Source organism: Hallerella succinigenes (assembly GCF_002797675.1).
Classification (GTDB): domain Bacteria; phylum Fibrobacterota; class Fibrobacteria; order Fibrobacterales; family Fibrobacteraceae; genus Hallerella; species Hallerella succinigenes.
The window spans coordinates 1,791,153-1,808,036 of record NZ_PGEX01000001.1; the positions used below are offsets into that span (position 1 = coordinate 1,791,153).

General features: G+C 46.1%; 12 protein-coding genes. All 12 read right to left on the reverse strand.

Annotation, left to right across the window (positions count from 1 at the left end):
* Window positions 1-69 precede the first annotated feature (69 nt).
* Window positions 70-1,902 carry a hypothetical protein gene (locus BGX16_RS08195; protein WP_157797940.1) on the reverse strand — a complete coding sequence of 611 codons (1,833 nt, stop codon included), beginning with the start codon at window positions 1,900-1,902 and terminating at the stop codon, window positions 70-72.
* 111 nt (window positions 1,903-2,013) lie between these two features.
* Window positions 2,014-2,931, reverse strand: coding sequence for an NAD(P)/FAD-dependent oxidoreductase (locus BGX16_RS08200; RefSeq protein WP_100425606.1), 918 nt, complete (start codon window positions 2,929-2,931; stop codon window positions 2,014-2,016).
* A 12-nt stretch (window positions 2,932-2,943) separates the two neighbouring features.
* Complete coding sequence (locus BGX16_RS08205; protein ID WP_100425607.1) at window positions 2,944-5,334, reverse strand: ribonucleoside triphosphate reductase; 2,391 nt, start codon at window positions 5,332-5,334, stop codon at window positions 2,944-2,946.
* A complete protein-coding gene (locus BGX16_RS08210; RefSeq protein WP_100425608.1) occupies window positions 5,262-6,062 on the reverse strand; it encodes an anaerobic ribonucleoside-triphosphate reductase activating protein in 801 nt (266 codons plus the stop codon). The genes BGX16_RS08205 and BGX16_RS08210 overlap by 73 nt, the downstream gene beginning before the upstream one ends.
* A gap of 250 nt (window positions 6,063-6,312) precedes the next feature.
* The gene (locus BGX16_RS08215) at window positions 6,313-7,725 is read right to left on the reverse strand and encodes an MATE family efflux transporter (protein ID WP_100425609.1); all 1,413 of its coding nucleotides are present in this window, start codon (window positions 7,723-7,725) and stop codon (window positions 6,313-6,315) included.
* A gap of 88 nt (window positions 7,726-7,813) precedes the next feature.
* Entirely contained in the window at window positions 7,814-8,929 is a 1,116-nt protein-coding gene (locus BGX16_RS08220; protein WP_100425610.1) for a cation diffusion facilitator family transporter, read from the reverse strand.
* Window positions 8,930-9,035: 106 nt separating this feature from the next.
* The gene (locus BGX16_RS08225; protein WP_100425611.1) at window positions 9,036-9,494 is read right to left on the reverse strand and encodes a hypothetical protein; all 459 of its coding nucleotides are present in this window, start codon (window positions 9,492-9,494) and stop codon (window positions 9,036-9,038) included.
* Window positions 9,478-10,146, reverse strand: coding sequence for a DUF3990 domain-containing protein (locus BGX16_RS08230; RefSeq protein WP_100425612.1), 669 nt, complete (start codon window positions 10,144-10,146; stop codon window positions 9,478-9,480). Before BGX16_RS08230 ends, BGX16_RS08225 begins: the two co-directional genes overlap by 17 nt.
* A 98-nt stretch (window positions 10,147-10,244) precedes the next feature.
* The gene (locus tag BGX16_RS08235; RefSeq protein ID WP_100425613.1) at window positions 10,245-10,424 is read right to left on the reverse strand and encodes a hypothetical protein; all 180 of its coding nucleotides are present in this window, start codon (window positions 10,422-10,424) and stop codon (window positions 10,245-10,247) included.
* A 780-nt stretch (window positions 10,425-11,204) separates the two neighbouring features.
* Window positions 11,205-12,992, reverse strand: a complete 1,788-nt coding sequence (locus BGX16_RS08245; protein ID WP_100425615.1) for a hypothetical protein — start codon at window positions 12,990-12,992, stop codon at window positions 11,205-11,207.
* Window positions 12,992-15,439 carry a hypothetical protein gene (locus BGX16_RS08250; protein ID WP_100425616.1) on the reverse strand — a complete coding sequence of 816 codons (2,448 nt, stop codon included), beginning with the start codon at window positions 15,437-15,439 and terminating at the stop codon, window positions 12,992-12,994. Before BGX16_RS08250 ends, BGX16_RS08245 begins: the two co-directional genes overlap by 1 nt.
* On the reverse strand, window positions 15,436-16,884 hold the full coding sequence (locus BGX16_RS08255; protein WP_100425617.1) for a hypothetical protein: 1,449 nt from the start codon (window positions 16,882-16,884) through the stop codon (window positions 15,436-15,438). The genes BGX16_RS08250 and BGX16_RS08255 overlap by 4 nt, the downstream gene beginning before the upstream one ends.

Genomic DNA, 16,884 nt, shown 5'->3' on the forward strand with positions numbered 1-16,884 from the left:
CACTCTGCAGAAGCTAAAGCCGCAAAAGTCAAAAAGAAAACGAGAATTTTTTGGAACATAGGAATCTAATTACTTCCCAGCGCCATACATCAGGATGACGAAGAGATAAGCCATTGTTTTCTGATCCATGTTCGGGAAAACGCCGTTGAAGGTTGGATCCGGGAACACGATGTAATCGGTAAGGTCTTCCGGATGGATTTTGTCGTATTGGAGTTCTTTGTGGAAATTCGCGAGAGAAATGGTCTTTTTCCCTTCAGCATCGGTGAAGTAGAATAAATCCGGCATCAGATTATAGGGAATATAGGCGAAGAATTGGTCTTTTCCCGTCATACGGCAGAAGGTTCCGGACTCCGAGTTCAGGCTGTATGTGTCGTTGATCATTTCTGCTAAAGGACCCGTTGTGTCGTTGATGGTGACACTGCAATTTTCCCAAGATATTTCAAAGGAAATGTACCTGCCGTCAGTTGTGATGTAATGACCGCTGGATTTGCCTATGTAAAGATTATCAATGAAAGGGACTTTTTCTTTGACAATCTGTTTTGCGTATTTTTCCGCGAGGTTAATGGATTCGGAGATATCATCCGAAGACCATTCGTAATAGGCCGTATCAGAAAGGAAATGGCTCCATTCCGAGTAGTCGATGCTCTTGTAATACGGGAAGAAGTCCTGGATACCGTCGGTAATGGAGAAGAACTTCTTCGGGCAGATTTTAATTTCGATTTCGTTAAATTCCACGGTGATAGAAGTGCGAATCACCTGTTGGACGGAGTCGAGGACGTTAATCACTTTTTTAACATTTTCGGTCGAAATGTCGCCCATTTCGCCATCGCTAATGGCAATGACTGCGGATGTTGCGTATTTGGAGCTTGTGCTGTCGAGAAGAGTCTGGAGACCGTTCTTTACGTTGCCAACGGCGCTGTCTAGCATGTCCGGAATAGAACTGTATTTGGTCTTCCAAGCGTCTTTCACCGTGAGGAAGCTTGCGCTATCGCTCAAAAGGTGGTAAGCCTGGTTGACAGCATCTTTGTACAACTGGTATTCTTCGGCTTGGGTAGAGTCAGGTTCGATTTCGGCAAGGTGGACGATCCAGTTATAGGAACCGTTAAGCGATGCGTCGAGATTGTAAGAAGCGAGGAGGGTGAGAGCTGCTTCCGTTGCCTGGAGAGCGCCCGCGGTGAGCTGGAATTCTCCCTTGCCCAAGGAGAGGGTGTTGCCGTCTGCTTCGTATACGTAATAGAAGTCGTTGTCGATCAAGTTCTTGAAAATTTTAAGGGACTGCTGCACAGTCGGGAGTGCGTTCGATTCGATGATGCCTTGGATACGGTCCGTAATCAAGGTGCTGTCGACTTTGATTGCGGTCTTGACGACTTCGCTTGCGTAATTTTCTGCCTGGTAAATATTGACCAAAGCGAATTTTTGTTCGGTGGAGCCGAGCAGAAGGGAGTCGGTAATCACCTTGACTTCCGGGTCATTGACGAGGTTTGCCACGGTAGCGAGAGCGTAACCGAGCTGGGCTTCGCAGTTGCCCGGCTGACTTTCGAGAGCGGAACTGAAGAGTTCTGTTGCATTAGCGATTTCGGACTGGAAATTCTTGTAGTTTTCGACAGTTTTGAGAGCGAATTCGCTGGAATAAACCATGTTCATGAATGCTGCGGTAGCTTCAGAAATCTGTGCCTGGAGCTTTGCGTCTTTAGCTGTTTCGCAGTTGCTTATATCGAGTTCTTCTACAGAGCTCGAAGAAGAGCTTCCTTTGGAATCGGAAGACTTATCCTTGGAAGTGGATGAGATTTCTTCGGCGACAGAAGAAGAACTGTCATTGTCCGATGCGCTCGAAGAATTGCCGCAACCGAAGAAGATGGCACAAGAGGCTACGATTAGCCCCAGAAAACGGAAATATTTCATAAGAACCTCCATGAATACATGTTTCTCCGCAGTGAATTGCAGGAGAAACCTAGAAAAAAACGGCCTTATTGAAAGACCGTTTGATACGAAAGTTACGAAAAGCTTGCAAAGTCAGTGAAATTTGGAATCGATGTACTTCCATGCGGCGACGGCTGCGTTCGAGCCGTCTGCGATTGCCGTGGTCAACTGCCGAACGTTCTTCTTTCGGCAATCGCCCGCGACAAAAATCCCTTCGGATTTTGTCGCCCCGCCTTCATCGGACGCAAAGTATCCTTCCGCATCCAGATCCGTCAAATCCGCAAATGCCAGATTGTTCGGAACCTGGCCGATGGCGATAAAGGCGGCATCGGTCTTGAGGATTTTTTCGGAACCGTCGAGTTTGTCTGTATAACGGATCTGCGTCAGATTTCCGGAGCCTTGGAATTCTTCGATGTTTACATTCGGCAACCAGAAAATATTCGGAATGCTTTTGGCGCGTTCCATGAGATTTTCGTCGGCGCGGAACTCGTCGCGGCGGTGCAGAATCGTCACCTCCGAAGCGAGCGCCGAAAGGTAAAGCGCATCGGTAATCGCTGTATTCCCGCCACCGATTACTGCAACGGGTCGGCCCTTGAAAAAGGCTCCGTCGCAGAGGGCGCAAAAGGAAATCCCATGACCTTGAAATTCCTCTTCACCGGGAATGTTCAACAGGCGGTGCTTTACGCCTGTCGCAAGGATCACGGCACGTGCTTCAAAGTTGCCGTCATCCGTCACCACGATGTGCGAGCCGTTCTCGCCCTTTTCAATGCGCAAAGCCGCTGCTAGTTCAAATTCCACGCCCAAGGCGGAAACCTGTTCGTATAGATTGTCGGCAAAGCTCATGCCGCTCATCTTGGCGATGCCCGGATAGTTTTCCACCAGCGGAGATTTGGCGATTTGACCGCCGATGCCTTCCGCGTCGAGAATTTTGACTGTTTTACCGGCGCGCGCCGCATAGAGTGCGGCGGTGAGTCCCGCGGGACCTGCGCCTACGATTAAAACGTCTGTCATCTTACCTTCTGCTTAGCCTTTGACGAATTTCTTGATGTTCGAAACGTTCTGGATGAGTTCCACATGGTTGCCTTCGAACACGACGAGGGTCGGAGCCTGCTTCACGTCGAACTTTTTGGTGAGATCGACTTCGATTTCGGCGTCTACGACTTTGTAAGAGTAATGGTCACCGTCGAGAATGGACTTTGCCATTTTGCAGTTCGGGCAAGTTTTGGTGGTGAAGAGCATAGCCATCTTTCCCATATCCGTTGCCTGGGATGCGACTGTTGCAGTTGCTTTAGGCGCTTTGGTAGAAGCCTGTGCCGTTTCACGGGTGATCGTGTGCGTAAGCTTCGAGGATTCCGCATGGTAAACCTGACGGTCGTTGTATTCCTGCAACTTGCCGTCGTTCCAGTTTTTGACCGGGCGGTAGTAACCGGTAATGCGACTCCACGTTTCGGTGGGCTTTCCGCAGTGTGGGCAAACTTTCTGTTCTCCGTTCAGGTATCCGTGATCGGCACAGATGGAATATGTTGGGGAAAGCGTGTAGTATGGAAGTTTGTAGTTTTCCGCGATCTTTTTTACGAGATTTGCGGCGGATTTCCAGTTCGGCAGACGTTCGCCGAGGAACGCGTGGAAAACGGTTCCGGACGTGTAAAGCGTCTGCAGCTCATCTTGCACGTCGAGGGCGCTGAAGATGTCTTGCGTGTAGCCGACCGGCAAGTGCGAAGAATTCGTGTAGTACGGGGAACCGTTTTCGTTGGCGGTCACGATGTCCGGGAACTGAGACTTGTCATGCTTGGCGAAGCGGAAAGCGGTGGATTCTGCCGGGGTCGCTTCCAGGTTGTAAAGGTCACCGTACATTTCCTGGTAATCGGAAAGGCGCGTTCTCATGTGATTCAGAACCTTCTTGGCAAATTCTTGCGCTTCCTTGTGCGTCAGGTCCTTGCCGAGCCACTTGGCGTTCAAAGTCGCTTCGTTCATGCCGACGAGACCGATCGTGGAGAAGTGGTTGTTGAATGTGCCTAGGTAATGCTTGGTGTACGGATAGAGGCCTTCGTTCAAAAGCTTCGTGACCGTGGTACGCTTGACTTTAAGAGAACGGGCGGCGATGTCCATCATCTTGTTAAGACGGGCGAAGAAGTCGTTTTCGTTACTCGAAAGATAGGCGCAGCGCGGCAGGTTGATGGTGACGACGCCAATCGAGCCGGTGCTTTCGCCACTGCCGAAGTAGCCTCCGGATTTTTTGCGAAGTTCACGCAGGTCGAGACGCAGTCTGCAGCACATGGAGCGGACGTCAGAAGGTTCCATGTCGCTGTTGATGTAGTTCGAGAAATACGGGGTGCCGAACTTGGAGGTCATTTCGAACAGAAGACGGTTGTTTTCCGTTTCGGACCAATCAAAGTCACGGGTAATGGAATAGGTCGGAATCGGATACTGGAATCCTCGTCCGTTGGCGTCGCCTTCAAGCATCACCTCGATGAACGCTTTGTTTACCATGTCCATTTCCTTTTGGCAATCTTTATACTTGAACGGCATTTCCTTGCCGCCGACAATTGCGTTCAATTCCGCGAGATCGTTTGGAACTGTCCAGTCGAGAGTGATGTTCGTGAACGGCGCCTGTGAACCCCAGCGGGACGGAGTGTTCACGCCGTAAATGAAGGACTCGATGCTCTTCTTTGTCTGTTCGTAAGAAAGGGCGTCTGCCTTGACGAATGCGGAAAGGTACGTGTCGAAAGAGGAGAAAGCCTGAGCGCCCGCCCATTCGTTCTGCATAATGCCGAGAAAGTTCACCATTTGATTGCAGAGCTGCGGCAAGTGCTTTGCTGGGGCGGAAGTGATTTTGCCCGGAACACCGCCGAGACCTTCCTGGATCAGCTGCTTCAAAGACCAGCCGGCGCAATAGCCGGTGAGCATCGAAAGGTCGTGAATGTGGATGTCCGTATTGCGGTGGGCATCGGCGATCTCGTTGTCGTAAATTTCGGAGAGCCAGTAGTTCGCTGTGATTGCGCCGGAGTTTGAAAGGATCAAGCCGCCGACGGAATACGTCACCGTCGAATTTTCCTTGACGCGCCAATCGGAGGTTTTCACGTAACCGTCGACCGTCTTCTTGTAATCGAGAAGGGCGGACTTCATGTTGCGCACTTTTTCACGTTCACGACGGTACAAAATGTAAGCCTTTGCCACATCTTCATAACCCGCGCGCTGCAGAACGCGTTCCACGCTGTCTTGCACGTCTTCGACGGCGATCTTGCCGTTTTGGATTTTGTCATTAAAATCGGCGGTTACCTTCAACGCCAAGAAGTCGATGGTGTCGTCGGTATACTCCTTATCTTTTGCCTTGAAGGCTTTTAATATTGCACCGCGAATTTTTTCGATGTTGAAGTCGACAAATTCTCCGTCGCGTTTGATGACTTGATACATGTGGATTCCTCTTCCTCTGGTGTTAAATCCTGGACTCCGCGAAGTTTCACATTTGGAACGTAGGCGGAAACAATTTCTTTAAAGTGGTTCATGCCTTCCGCATCAACCGGGTGCAGTCGAATGTTGCCGACAAGGTCTCCCGAGTCGACGAACTGCTGTAAGTAATAAGGCTCATTCCCGTGAATCCATTCTCCGATTTTGTAGAAGGATTCGGCATCGTGGAATTCGCTGATGACTGTTGTGCGGAATTCAAACGGCTGGTTCCCCGTGAGCAAAAAATCCACGCTCTCCTCCACAGCCGAGGTATCGTAATTCGGAATGCCGACGGTTTCGCCGTAGCGTTCCAAGGAATTTTTGATGTCTACCGCAACATAGTCGAGAAGTCCCCCTTCCGAGAGTCTTCTGAGACGTTCCGGGGAAGTGCCATTCGTATCGAGCTTGACCTGGAATCCCATATCCCGGATCTCGAGAATGAAATCTTCAATGCCCGACTGCAGCAATGGTTCTCCGCCGGAAATGCAGATTCCGTCCAAAATGCCCTGGCGCTTGCCAAGGAACTGGAAGAAATCGTCGATTGAAACGTCCGGTGCCTGAAACGCGTTCGGGAGCACGAGGGACGCATTATGGCAGAAGGGACAACGCCAGTTACAGCCCCGAGTGAACACGGTGCAAGCGAGCTTGCCCGGGAAGTCGAGGAGGGTTAAACGTTGTAATCCTTGTAGCATCATACTTTGAATAGTAATAAATCTTGTGGTGGTTTGCAATAAAAATACACAATATTTTGTGTATGACGTGAAAAAAACTACTATCTGTGGGATAAATTGTTGATTTATTAGGAATTATGGGAAATTTGAACGTAATGAAATTGTAAGTAAGAAAAAATTATCCATGAACAATCAAAACAGATTGTTTCAAGGCTATCGCCTTTCGCAATGACACCCGGTACCTGATACCTAGTCACTTATAACTATAAACCGCTTAGGCTTTGGCGTCGAGCAGGTGCTTGCGCCATTTTCCGCTCTTCCAACGGTACAGGAAAAACAGCGGGGCGGTGCTGTAAACGGCGACGACCGCGATCCAGGCATAATGCGCTGGCAAATGGAACACGTAGGCTGTCACGTAAAGGGCTCCTGCGACAAACCAGTTCATGAGCGCACTTGCAAACATCACCCATAAAGTGTCCCCTGCGCCACGGAGTGCTCCCGCATAAATCACGAGTAGAATTTCCACAAAAATATACAGCGCTGCAAAACGGAGCATAAAGAGGCTCATAGGCCGGGCGTTTTCGAAAATGGAAATCGCAGACGCGCCAGCGTTTGCGTCGGGCCTAAAGATGTCGGCGAGAACGCCTGGCAAAAAGATGAACAGCATACCGATGAGCGCGGAATACGCCCAACCGATCCGCAGCCCCGAATAAGTAGACCGCGTTGCCGCAGCGCCTTCCTTTGCGCCCACGTAACGGCCCACAAGGCTCGTCGAGGCGACTTCAAGCCCTATCAGCGGCACGTATGCCACCATGTCCCAGTTGAACATGATCGAAGAAGCGGTGGCGGATTCCGGACCGAGGGCGTGGAACATCAAAATCAAAAGCTGGAAAGCAGCCATGTTCAAGAACATTTCGACGCCCGAGGGAATGCCCTTTTTCAAAAGTTCCACCGTCAAAGGCTTGCTGAAGGCGAAGGAATGACGCGTGTTGAAACGCTTGTGGTAAGACTTGCTGAAAAATTTGGCAAAAAGGATTACCGTGGAGACGAAGTTTCCGATCAGCGTTCCGTAGGCGGCGCCTGCGATGCCCATTGCGGGAATTGGCCCTGCGCCGTAAATGAGGAAAAAGTTGCAGACCACGTTTATGATCATGCCCACGAATGCAGCCTGCATCACGATTTTGGTCTCGCCGATGCCGCTAAAAAAGCACGGAGCCGCGTTTCGCACCAGGTTGATGATGCCACCGAACATCAAAATATTGAAGTAGGTCTTTTGATACTGTAACTGGTCGGCGGGGAGGTTCTCCATTCCGAAAATGATGTGCCCTAGGGGAATCGACAAGTACAAAAGCGGAACGCAGATGAACGACAGGTAGATCGCTTGCATAAAGACCTTGGCGCAGTCGCGGTGTTTTTTGGCACCAAGACGTTGCGCGACCATGGCGGTCGTGTAGCTGATGGCTCCCGTAAAGAATGTAATCAGCGCAAGTTGAACTGCCCCTGCACCTAGGGCTGCGTTCATTTCGGCAGGTCCGAGTTTTGAAAGGAAAAGCCTGTCGATAAAAGTCATGAATGTGTCGAAGCTCATCGAAAGGAGCATCGGCAAAGCTACGACGAGTACGTCTTTGACGTCACCGTTCTTTTTGAATTTCCCTGGCTTGTATAACTTATTGAAAAATGCAAACATATTCTCTAATTTAGAAAAGATGTTCGCCTAGGGGACGTTCTGCCATTGCGAGGAACCACACTTGCTCCGAGCGAAGCGCGGGAAGGAATTAAATGTCCAGATCGGGGGCGATGTGGACGCTGAATTCGGGATAAGCGGCGCTCAGGTCTTTATTCAAAATTTCAAGAGCTTCTTCCGGCATAATGTCGAAACTTAAAACGACGTCGAAACGAATCGTTTTTTCTTCGAAATCCACAAAGAATCCGTGCATTTGCAAAGCCCATTCGTGAGCCTTTACAATGTGTAAAATGTCGTTGCGGATTTTTGCGGCTTCGTTATTGCCCGTATTGTAAGAATATACGCCGACACCGGTCAAGGTAACGCCCGTTTCTTTATGGACTTTCGTTTGGAGCTTTCGAGTGAGCGCATCGAGTTCTTCGACGGTCATCGTGTCGGGAAGTTCCAAATGAACGGATCCGATTAATTTGTTTGGACCGTAATCGTTCAAAAATACGTCATAGGCTCCGCGTACGGAAGGTTCGGACGTGAGGATTTTTTTTATCTGCTTGACTTTTTCACGGTCGTTGCGCTTTCCCAAAATATCGTCGAGAGTGTCCTTGAGCATTTCGATGCCGGACTTGATGATGAAAATGGAAATCACAATGCCCACATAGGCTTCGAGTGAAATGCCCGTGGTGATGAAAATAAGCGCAGAGGCGAGAACGGAAAGCGAAAGAATTGCGTCGAAAAGCGCATCTGCGCCGGATGCGATAAGAGCCCCTGAATTGACACGTTCGCCTTGGCGTTTGACAAACTTGCCGAGAACAAGCTTGACGACAACCGCAGAAGCGATAATCACAAGAGAAGCGGTGGAATAGTTGGCTTCTTCGGGGTGGATAATCTTTTTCACGGATTCCACGGCAGAGGTTCCGCCGGCGTAAAGAACGATCACGGCGACGACCATTGCGCTTAAATATTCCATTCGGCCGTAACCGAGCGGATGCTTTTTATTCGGAAGCTTGTTCGAAAGCTTGGCGCCTACGATTGTGATGACTGAGGAAAGCGCATCGGAAAGATTGTTCACTGCGTCGAGAGTGACAGCGATGGAACCTGTGACAAATCCGACTGCCGCTTTGAAGGCGGAGAGGATAACGTTCGTGACGATGCCCACAATACTTGTGCGGACAATAACTTTACTGCGATTTTCAATTTCGGTCTCTATCATACATAGTAGGGAATGTAGTATTATTTTTTAGTCTTTGACGCAACGGACAGAAAATGCGTTGGCAGCGGATGATTTCTTTAATGAAAAATGTGAAAAGCCTGCACGTTTAATTTTGTACGGCAGGAGAATCCTTTAGAACGGCATCGATTTGTTCGACGACTTTGGTGATGTCGGCTTCATGCAACAAATGGTAATTGGAAAGGATTCTTTCCAGTGGATAGAGTTCTAGAATTTCTGAAAATGCTTTGCCTGTTTTCCACTGACAATAAGCGATAACGGTTCCGCTCCAATATTCCGCCTGCGGGTAGAATGGTTCAGCGAGTGCTTTTTCAAGAATTGAATCGGTTAATAAATTTGGGAAAGCAATCAACGCAAGCTCGTAACCTGATTTTCCGCACAAATAGTCGGGATTCCCCATCTGAATCTGTTCTGGAATTTCGGAAGAGAGAAAACCTTTTTGTACCTGAGATGCAGATAAATTCAATTCGTTGAGAGAAATCTGAAAAAAGAATCCCAAGTTTTCTTGCACGGAAGCAAGATACATTTCGTCATAAGGCAAGATCATTCAACAGCTCCGGATTTCGAACGAGATCAATCATGTAAACAGCATCACTTGGCGAAACTTTTCGTAAGCCTTCTAGATAGGATTTGCGGGCTGCTGTATCGCGTTCTTTATATTTTGAATAGTACTTCTCTTTTGGTGAAAAAATTGTTTTCACAAAGGTGAGACGTTCAAAACTTTTTTTTGATTTCAAAACGGTTTGCAAACCAAGACTGCCAAGTTTCATTGACGAAGCGAGATTTTGCACTGGAATGATGTTTTCCAGGAAATCGCTTGCAAAAGAGAAATAAGAATCGTTAGCACGATAGCCACGAATGATGTCGTACTGTTGATAATCTAAATGGAAACGGTCTGTTAAGAATTGCAAGTTCTGTTTTCCGATGGGAGATTTTGGCGAAAAGACCCGGTTTTGCATCAAGATGGTGAGCCAATGGAGTAGATTAAACGGCTCCTGCGATAAATCCAAAACATCTAGTCCCTGAGTGTTCAGCTCATACTGGTTAGCATACCCGTCAGTATTCTTTTGACAAGCCCATTCCTTGGCGAGTTCTAGTGATTCCGTACAATAAAAACCCTGCCCATAATCGTTTCTCGGGTTGCCTTTGCCCCATTCAGGAGTTGGTATTTGTTTGTCGGAACCATGATATAGAATCATAGACAGAATATACTTTATTTAGTTGGTTGCATCAAGAAGCATTTATGGAGCACTCATAAATCAAAAATCCCGAGCAGTGAAGCTCGGAAAAAAAGGAGCTATCTGCCAAACCAGTAGCGGTGCATTTCTGCCACGAAGTCCCTATCCAGCGGGATTCCGGATGCGTCCGGAAGTACGGAATCGATGAAGCAGTCAGAGCAAATCTTCGATCTTTTTACAAGATCTTTGTTGTGGGAAGAAGCCTTGTGCGCGTCACGCAGTTTTTGAATATTTCTCATATTTTTTCCTTTATGTTGTTATTGAATCCATCCTATATGGATGAGATATTTTCGAAGAAAGCGATTGTACTCCTTGCGGAAATTCGCAAATGCGCGAGAATCGCTAGGGGTGCCTGGAATGATGAAAAATTTTGAGGACGTTAGATGCTGTAAAATAGGGTGCTTAGAATGACGAGAAAGTCTCCAGCAGCCGCTATTGAGCATCGCGTTGCACATTTCATTGATGCGTGAATCTTTTGATAAAGTTTGCATGAATTTTCTCCTTTTTTAGAAATTTGGATTTGATAAAGTCCTTGAGCCTTTACGGTCCAAGAACTTTTGAGTTATCCCGTAGAGGGATTCCCGCTGCGGCCACCGCCGGATTTGTTTCCGGTGCTGGAAGGCCATCCGGCCCTGTTCGGTGATGGGTGGTTGTCCGTTGTGCTTTGACATGGGTATTACCTCCTTTTCTTTCTTTGAAGGAAAAGGCTCTGCTCGATTCCGTAATGTCAATCAGCATATCAAGCTTGCAGCTTGATTTGTATCGAAGGCTTTCTGTCGTCTTCGTTTGTAGATGAAGAAACCTTAAAAGGGACTAGTTCTCACTTGCTTGCGAGAGCTCCTTGGCAGGGTTTCTCAGGACACTGAGATAAGAGCAAAATGCGCGCCAAAGTTTTGAAATGGCTAAATATGGCGAAAAACTGGCTTTGTGTAAGCGGAACTATATTTAGTAAGAAATATTTTTCACAAACAAGAAATATTTTTCTTGTTATACTGGGTTTTATGATTTGAAATAGAATGTTATTTCAAATTACTTTTAAAAGGCTCCCATTTTCCATGAAGTTTCATATCTTCGTCTTTGAAGAACCATTTTATGGTATTCCCGTTTCTGCTCCAACGACTGTGACAGTTCCGGCACTCGAATAAGAAGTTATTTTCGGTAGAGCCCTTCGCCCTAGTAGCGTCAGCTTTACAGCAGGGACATTTTTGGATGAGGCTTATTAGGGCGTTCCCGGTCTTGAGAATTTCTATGTCTTCATCGCGGTTTTTGCGATAGGTACTCAGGTCCCTTTTCTGGATTCTGTCAGTATGCTCTCTTTTATCAACCTGCTTCTTGAATTCATTGTCGTCGTAACAATCGAGCAGGTATTTACCGTCTAGCATATTGGGGACAAGTTCCTTTATAAATCTATTCTGGGGCACCTTGAACGGATACTGGCACATGAGCATTGCCCAAATCCACTGGAAAATAATCCTTTGGATTAGGAGTTTTGGGAAGATGGATTGCGGTGCTATGCCCAGTACCATATAGGCTTCGTTGTTTTTGAACATATCATGCAATATGGTAAAGTTGTCTTCGTCTTCGCTCAGGTAGGGGTTACATTGTGGATATACAAGGACCGATACATCGCCTGTATAGGGGTTAGACTCATTAAGGACGTTGTCGATATAGCAGCTTGTGGGTTTTGAGGTAACGAAAACAAAGCGCAGCTTTTTGCCGTTTGCTTCTAGTTCAAGGCTGTAGGGTGTTTCTCTATATTCCGGCTTGATATAGTTCCAGCAATCCCAATCCATGTTTATGGTTCTGAAATCTTCGATGCACCTCTTGACGAATTCTTTTTCGTTGTTCTGCAGCAGGACCTGTTCTTCTTTTTTTTCTGCTTTAGAAAGGACTTTGATTCGTGCGCGCTTGACCTCTTTCTGTATCTTGGGTAAGTACCGGTAATGTTGGTTGTTCATCAGGACGTTTGTCATGATGTCGTGATTGATGTCCACTTCGACGTTGGGAATGATTTTAAGGTTACTGAACAGTAACGTATTCCAAAAGGAGGAGATGACGCGCTGCAGGTATTTTAAGAAATCAATAGTCCGCTTCAGGAATTCCCTATTCTCCTTGACTTTCTCGATGCTGTATTCCTTGAGTAGGGAACTCAGTTCCGATTCCATAGATAAGTAATCTACATAGCTGACTTCTTGGTAATACAATTCTATTTCATAATAGGCGTTGTCGATATTCTTGAGTTTCTGCAATCGCTGGTTTATTAACGAAATCAGTATTTTGCAAAGTGTGAACATTAAGCGGTTTTCGTACGTTTCCCATTTGTCGTCCCTGACTAAAGAAAGCAGACGCTGTGGGTGGACTCCGACAAACGAACGGTTTCTCCAGTCCTCGGAATGCCCTGCCAGATATTCAAGGGCGCGAGATGCGAATTTTTTGACACGGCTAGTTGGCTGCTTTATTTCCTCTTCCTTCAGGTCAAGAATTGGTCTAGCTACGGCCTCCTTTAGGTGAGTGAGAGGGTCGTTTCGCTTAATTTGTTCAATGTCTTTTTGTAGGAACTTTTCTAGCTGGTTGCGTTTAAGGTCGTCGGGATTGTTGCACAGCGAAAAGAACGAATCCTTGTCTTCGTCAAGCAGCCGAAATGCGGCAAGGATATCGTTGGTGATAGGCTCGGATTCCTTGACTTCGATGTCGTCAAAGTGGTAGATGACGTTCCCCTTTTGTGCATCCTCTCTGCTTTGGGCATAGAGGCCTCCGCAATTAGGGGTGTCAATATTGATATCTTTTTGCAAGAAGATATCGAACATTAGGCGACTCGTTCCTTTGCTGCGATGTCCTGGTCAATGAGCCTGATGGTTGCCGAGTTGTCGTCTAGTTTTATATTTTTTTGAATTTCTTCTTTAAGTTTTACTAGAGAATCATCCTGCACGCCAAATAGACCCGTGATTTTGCCTTTTCGTACAATCTTTGTGGCAAGGAGATGGTCTAGAGCGAGTTCTTTGGACCCTCCTGTGGCACAGACCACAGGAACGAAATTCCTGATTTGCCTTTCGAGACGGTTTCCGAAAGATACATCAAATTCCGACTTTAGTACATCCTTGAGGGAATGCATTTTTTCAGTGACCCAGGCAGCTTGCTGTTCTCCTTCATCTGATTCCTGTGCTTCGACAAATGCGTTTCTCAAATCCTCGGCGGACCAGTGGGCCGCACCTTGTCTTACCTTTTGGTAGGACGGTTTTTGAGTATTGCGCTCCATCACCATGACGTGGGCGCGGTCGTACGTCTTGTCGGCGAATTCCATGGTGGTTTCGTCATGGTTTGCGGTGCCGATAAACCACACGTTGGGAGGAACAATGATTTTTTCATTTTGGAGGTATTTGGGCCAACGGTCTGATTCCATAGTTTCTTTGGGCATTCCCGAAAGCAGCTCAACTGTTAGGGGATCAAATATGGAGCTATTTGCTTGCTCCATTGCTGAAATGAAGTCTGCAAAATATTGTTCGGGATGTGACAAGTTCATTTCGTCGAGAATTAGGAAAAATAGGCGGTTTTTGAACTGAGGCGTAGATGCGGTATAGAGCCCCTTGGAGAAGGTTTTTTCGTAGAACTTCTTTTCGAAGGCATTGTAGTAACCCAGCAAATCCTGGTTGTCGCGCCATCCGGCCTGAACAGGGATTATGCAGCTACAGGAACCGTTATCCTTCTCTGACTTGCTACCATCGGAATTATCTCCAACGATAGAAGCGAACGCTTGTGCTAATTTGGTCTTGCCTGTTCCGCTAATACCCTGTAGTAAAATGAGGCGGCTCATGGCTAGGCCACCAACAAACAGTTGCAGAGTTTCGGGTGTATAGAAAAGGTGGGGCTGATATTGCGTCAACTGGTAGCCGACTGCATTCACGAATTCTTTAAGGTCACCGGAATTTTGGGTGAAACTGATGTATTCGCGGTTGCATCTGCTATCGATGTTCTTGAATTCAGCAAAAATGTCCTTATTCTGGTCTTTTGCGGTAAGCTCATCGAGCTCTTTACGCAACTGGTTTTGCGCTTCTTTGAGAGCCGCGTTGTGCGTTTCCAAAGTTTTATTTAAAGCAATTAAACCTTCTGTGTCTACAATTTTTCTTCGATAATCCATTACCTGTTTAGAGAGCGCATTCTTTTCGGCGATGGCTGATTCGCATTGGTCTTTGAAACTCTGCAAAGCATCTTCCATCTCCTGCTGGTGTTCCGGGCTCCAGGCAGAATTAAGTTCCAACTTGAGAGTTGCATTTTTATTGCGAAGATTGTTTATCAACTCCTTGGCCTCTTCGGCACTCATCCCATCGAGCTGTGACTTGATATCCTTGTAGCTCTTTAATTGCTTTTGCAGGTTCTTATTTTCTTCATTTAAGTCTTTAATTTGATTTTCAAAGGCTTCTTTCTTTTGTGTAAGTCTATTTTCATAATCACGCTGAATATCTTCCCTGATTTCATCAAATGCCTTTTTCCTGTTTTCATATTCCGTTTTCTCAAGAATGCATTTTTCTTGCTCTTTGCTTAAAGAGGCGAGTTTGTTTTTGTAATCTTCAGATTGCTTTTGCAGCGAGTTTCTTGTTGATTCCAGATCTTTATTGAGTTTTTCGGTAATCTCATTTTTCCATTTGGTCTCGTTTGCGATAAAGCCTGCATCGGCTTCGGCTTCTCTTTGCTTAATCTGAGCTTTAAGCCCTTCTAGGCGTTCGTCTTCTTTTTTGTTTGCGTCTTCTTTTATCTGAGCCTTGCCTTCTCTGTCAGCGATTTCATTTTCGTTTTCTTTTGCTTTGCGTTCTCTTTCGGTAACTTCGTCTTCACGTTCTTTGACTTTATCTTCTCTACCCTTTAATTCGCCGTCTTTGGCTTCTTGCTCGTTAGCTGTTTTCCCTAATTCTGCAATTTTAGAGTCATAATCAGTCTTGGCGTTGTCACAATCTTTCTTGGCTATCTTGTACAAGTCAATTAAATTGTTGAGCTCTGTTTGCAAAGCATTAAGAGTTTCTTTTTCTTCATCGGACAGTTTGTTCTCTAAAGGGATTATTTTTTTGATTTTATCCAGTATAGAATCCTTGGACACTTTGATTTCCGGCGAAGTGCCATCGGGACTAGAAACGACAGGCGCACTTTCGACGGTGGTCTTTACCGGGGAAAAAATACTTTTCACATCGGCCGCGCTTATGGGTTCACGACGCTGCGGAGTAGAGGGCTGGTACTTGTTCTTATTTTTGTTTTTCTTGCTCATTTGTAGGCCTCGTGTAAAATATTCAACTGTTTTTCAATTCTGTTGTAAATGTCATTGTAGGGATACGGAATGGTTTTTCTGTTCGCGTTAAAATGGTCGTAGATGTTGCGCGTGTCTACCAGTTCAAGAATGAATTTAAGGTCATCGCTCAATGATTTATTTTTTACCAGTCTTGCCGTAAACCAAGCTAGTGAGTTTTGGGGATGATAAAGGTAAAAGATAAGATGCCTAATGAGTAGCGATTTTAGTGAGGGTTTCAATCGAGTCATGTTCCCCCATACATCATCATTTGTTAATTTTTTCTTAATGTTTTCATCCAGCTTTAGATTGCGTATCTTTAGGCCGCCTTCCAAATAGTAATGACGGTCTTGATCTTTTTTGAATGCAACCTTTTTGAGTTCGTCATTAAAGGGCGTATTCCTTGTCCTAAGGATGCTTTCGTACATATTTTGCATTCTAGTAAGGAATGCGTCGCCTAGATCAAACGAGTTGTCTGTATCGTCGGCAAGAATGTCTTTTAAAACAAAGAATCTGCAAATTTCAATAATAATGTCTTCCTCAAAATGTGGATATCTGCCTTGAATACGGTCTTGAAGCGTAATGGGAATCTCTATTGATTTAATTCCTAAAAAAGCTCCCATTTTTTCATTCTGTTCTAGGGCTGTATCTAGTTCGTTTTTGAGGAACTCCATTGGAATTTTGGATTGTTCTTCTAGCATGTCGATGCATTGAAAGTCTTCGCCTTCAGAAATCTTTTTGACCTGGACAAGCAGAAAATTGCATATATCAGGTTCTTGGTTCCGCTTCTCAATAGAAATTATTTTATCGGGTTGTTCAATGTAGCTTGACTTTATGTCATTGTAGTCGGACAAGGCAATATCGCAGTCAATTTGCTGGTATTCCTTCCACATATTGTAAATGTCTTCTTCCGAAATGTCTGTTGAGTTTTCTCTAATTTTGTTGGTGCGTGGGTACACAACAAACGGCTTGATGTTGCAGGGCATGCCCTTGGACCCGCCGGCAATTGTGATTCCTTTTTCGTTTTGTTGGTAATCAATGGACGTGAGTTCCCCATTCATTAAGGGGTGAGGAATTAATTGTCCCGTCAACATAGATTGTAGCACTACGATTCGCTTCTTCTTGATTTTGGTCTCTGTACTGGAGACGACTTCTGGTATGTGCCACTTGTCAATCCCTTTTGTGACGTTCTGCTTGAGGTCGTGTTCAAGAATGTAACGAATTAGGGCTTCATCCAGGTTGGTCAATTCGTGGAGTTCTTGAACAGTCTTGTCTCCGGTCAGGAGAAAGTTTATGATCAGATCCGAAAAAAAGTTTTCGGGGATATTTGCTTCTGCTACCAGAATATCCCATACAACGACAGGCAAGGTGAAATAATCTCCCTTGGAGAGTTCACTTGAATTGCAAAATAAATTAGCAATTTCCAT

Bases quoted from the DNA above. Each gene is read 5' to 3' on its own strand.
- BGX16_RS08195 (WP_157797940.1), bottom strand. From the start codon at position 1,902: ATGAAATATTTCCGTTTTCTGGGGCTAATCGTAGCCTCTTGTGCCATC.
- BGX16_RS08200 (WP_100425606.1), bottom strand. From the start codon at position 2,931: ATGACAGACGTTTTAATCGTAGGCGCAGGTCCCGCGGGACTCACCGCC.
- BGX16_RS08205 (WP_100425607.1), bottom strand. From the start codon at position 5,334: ATGTATCAAGTCATCAAACGCGACGGAGAATTTGTCGACTTCAACATC.
- BGX16_RS08210 (WP_100425608.1), bottom strand. From the start codon at position 6,062: ATGATGCTACAAGGATTACAACGTTTAACCCTCCTCGACTTCCCGGGC.
- BGX16_RS08215 (WP_100425609.1), bottom strand. From the start codon at position 7,725: ATGTTTGCATTTTTCAATAAGTTATACAAGCCAGGGAAATTCAAAAAG.
- BGX16_RS08220 (WP_100425610.1), bottom strand. From the start codon at position 8,929: ATGATAGAGACCGAAATTGAAAATCGCAGTAAAGTTATTGTCCGCACA.
- BGX16_RS08225 (WP_100425611.1), bottom strand. From the start codon at position 9,494: ATGATCTTGCCTTATGACGAAATGTATCTTGCTTCCGTGCAAGAAAAC.
- BGX16_RS08230 (WP_100425612.1), bottom strand. From the start codon at position 10,146: ATGATTCTATATCATGGTTCCGACAAACAAATACCAACTCCTGAATGG.
- BGX16_RS08235 (WP_100425613.1), bottom strand. From the start codon at position 10,424: ATGAGAAATATTCAAAAACTGCGTGACGCGCACAAGGCTTCTTCCCAC.
- BGX16_RS08245 (WP_100425615.1), bottom strand. From the start codon at position 12,992: ATGTTCGATATCTTCTTGCAAAAAGATATCAATATTGACACCCCTAAT.
- BGX16_RS08250 (WP_100425616.1), bottom strand. From the start codon at position 15,439: ATGAGCAAGAAAAACAAAAATAAGAACAAGTACCAGCCCTCTACTCCG.
- BGX16_RS08255 (WP_100425617.1), bottom strand. From the start codon at position 16,884: ATGGAAATTGCTAATTTATTTTGCAATTCAAGTGAACTCTCCAAGGGA.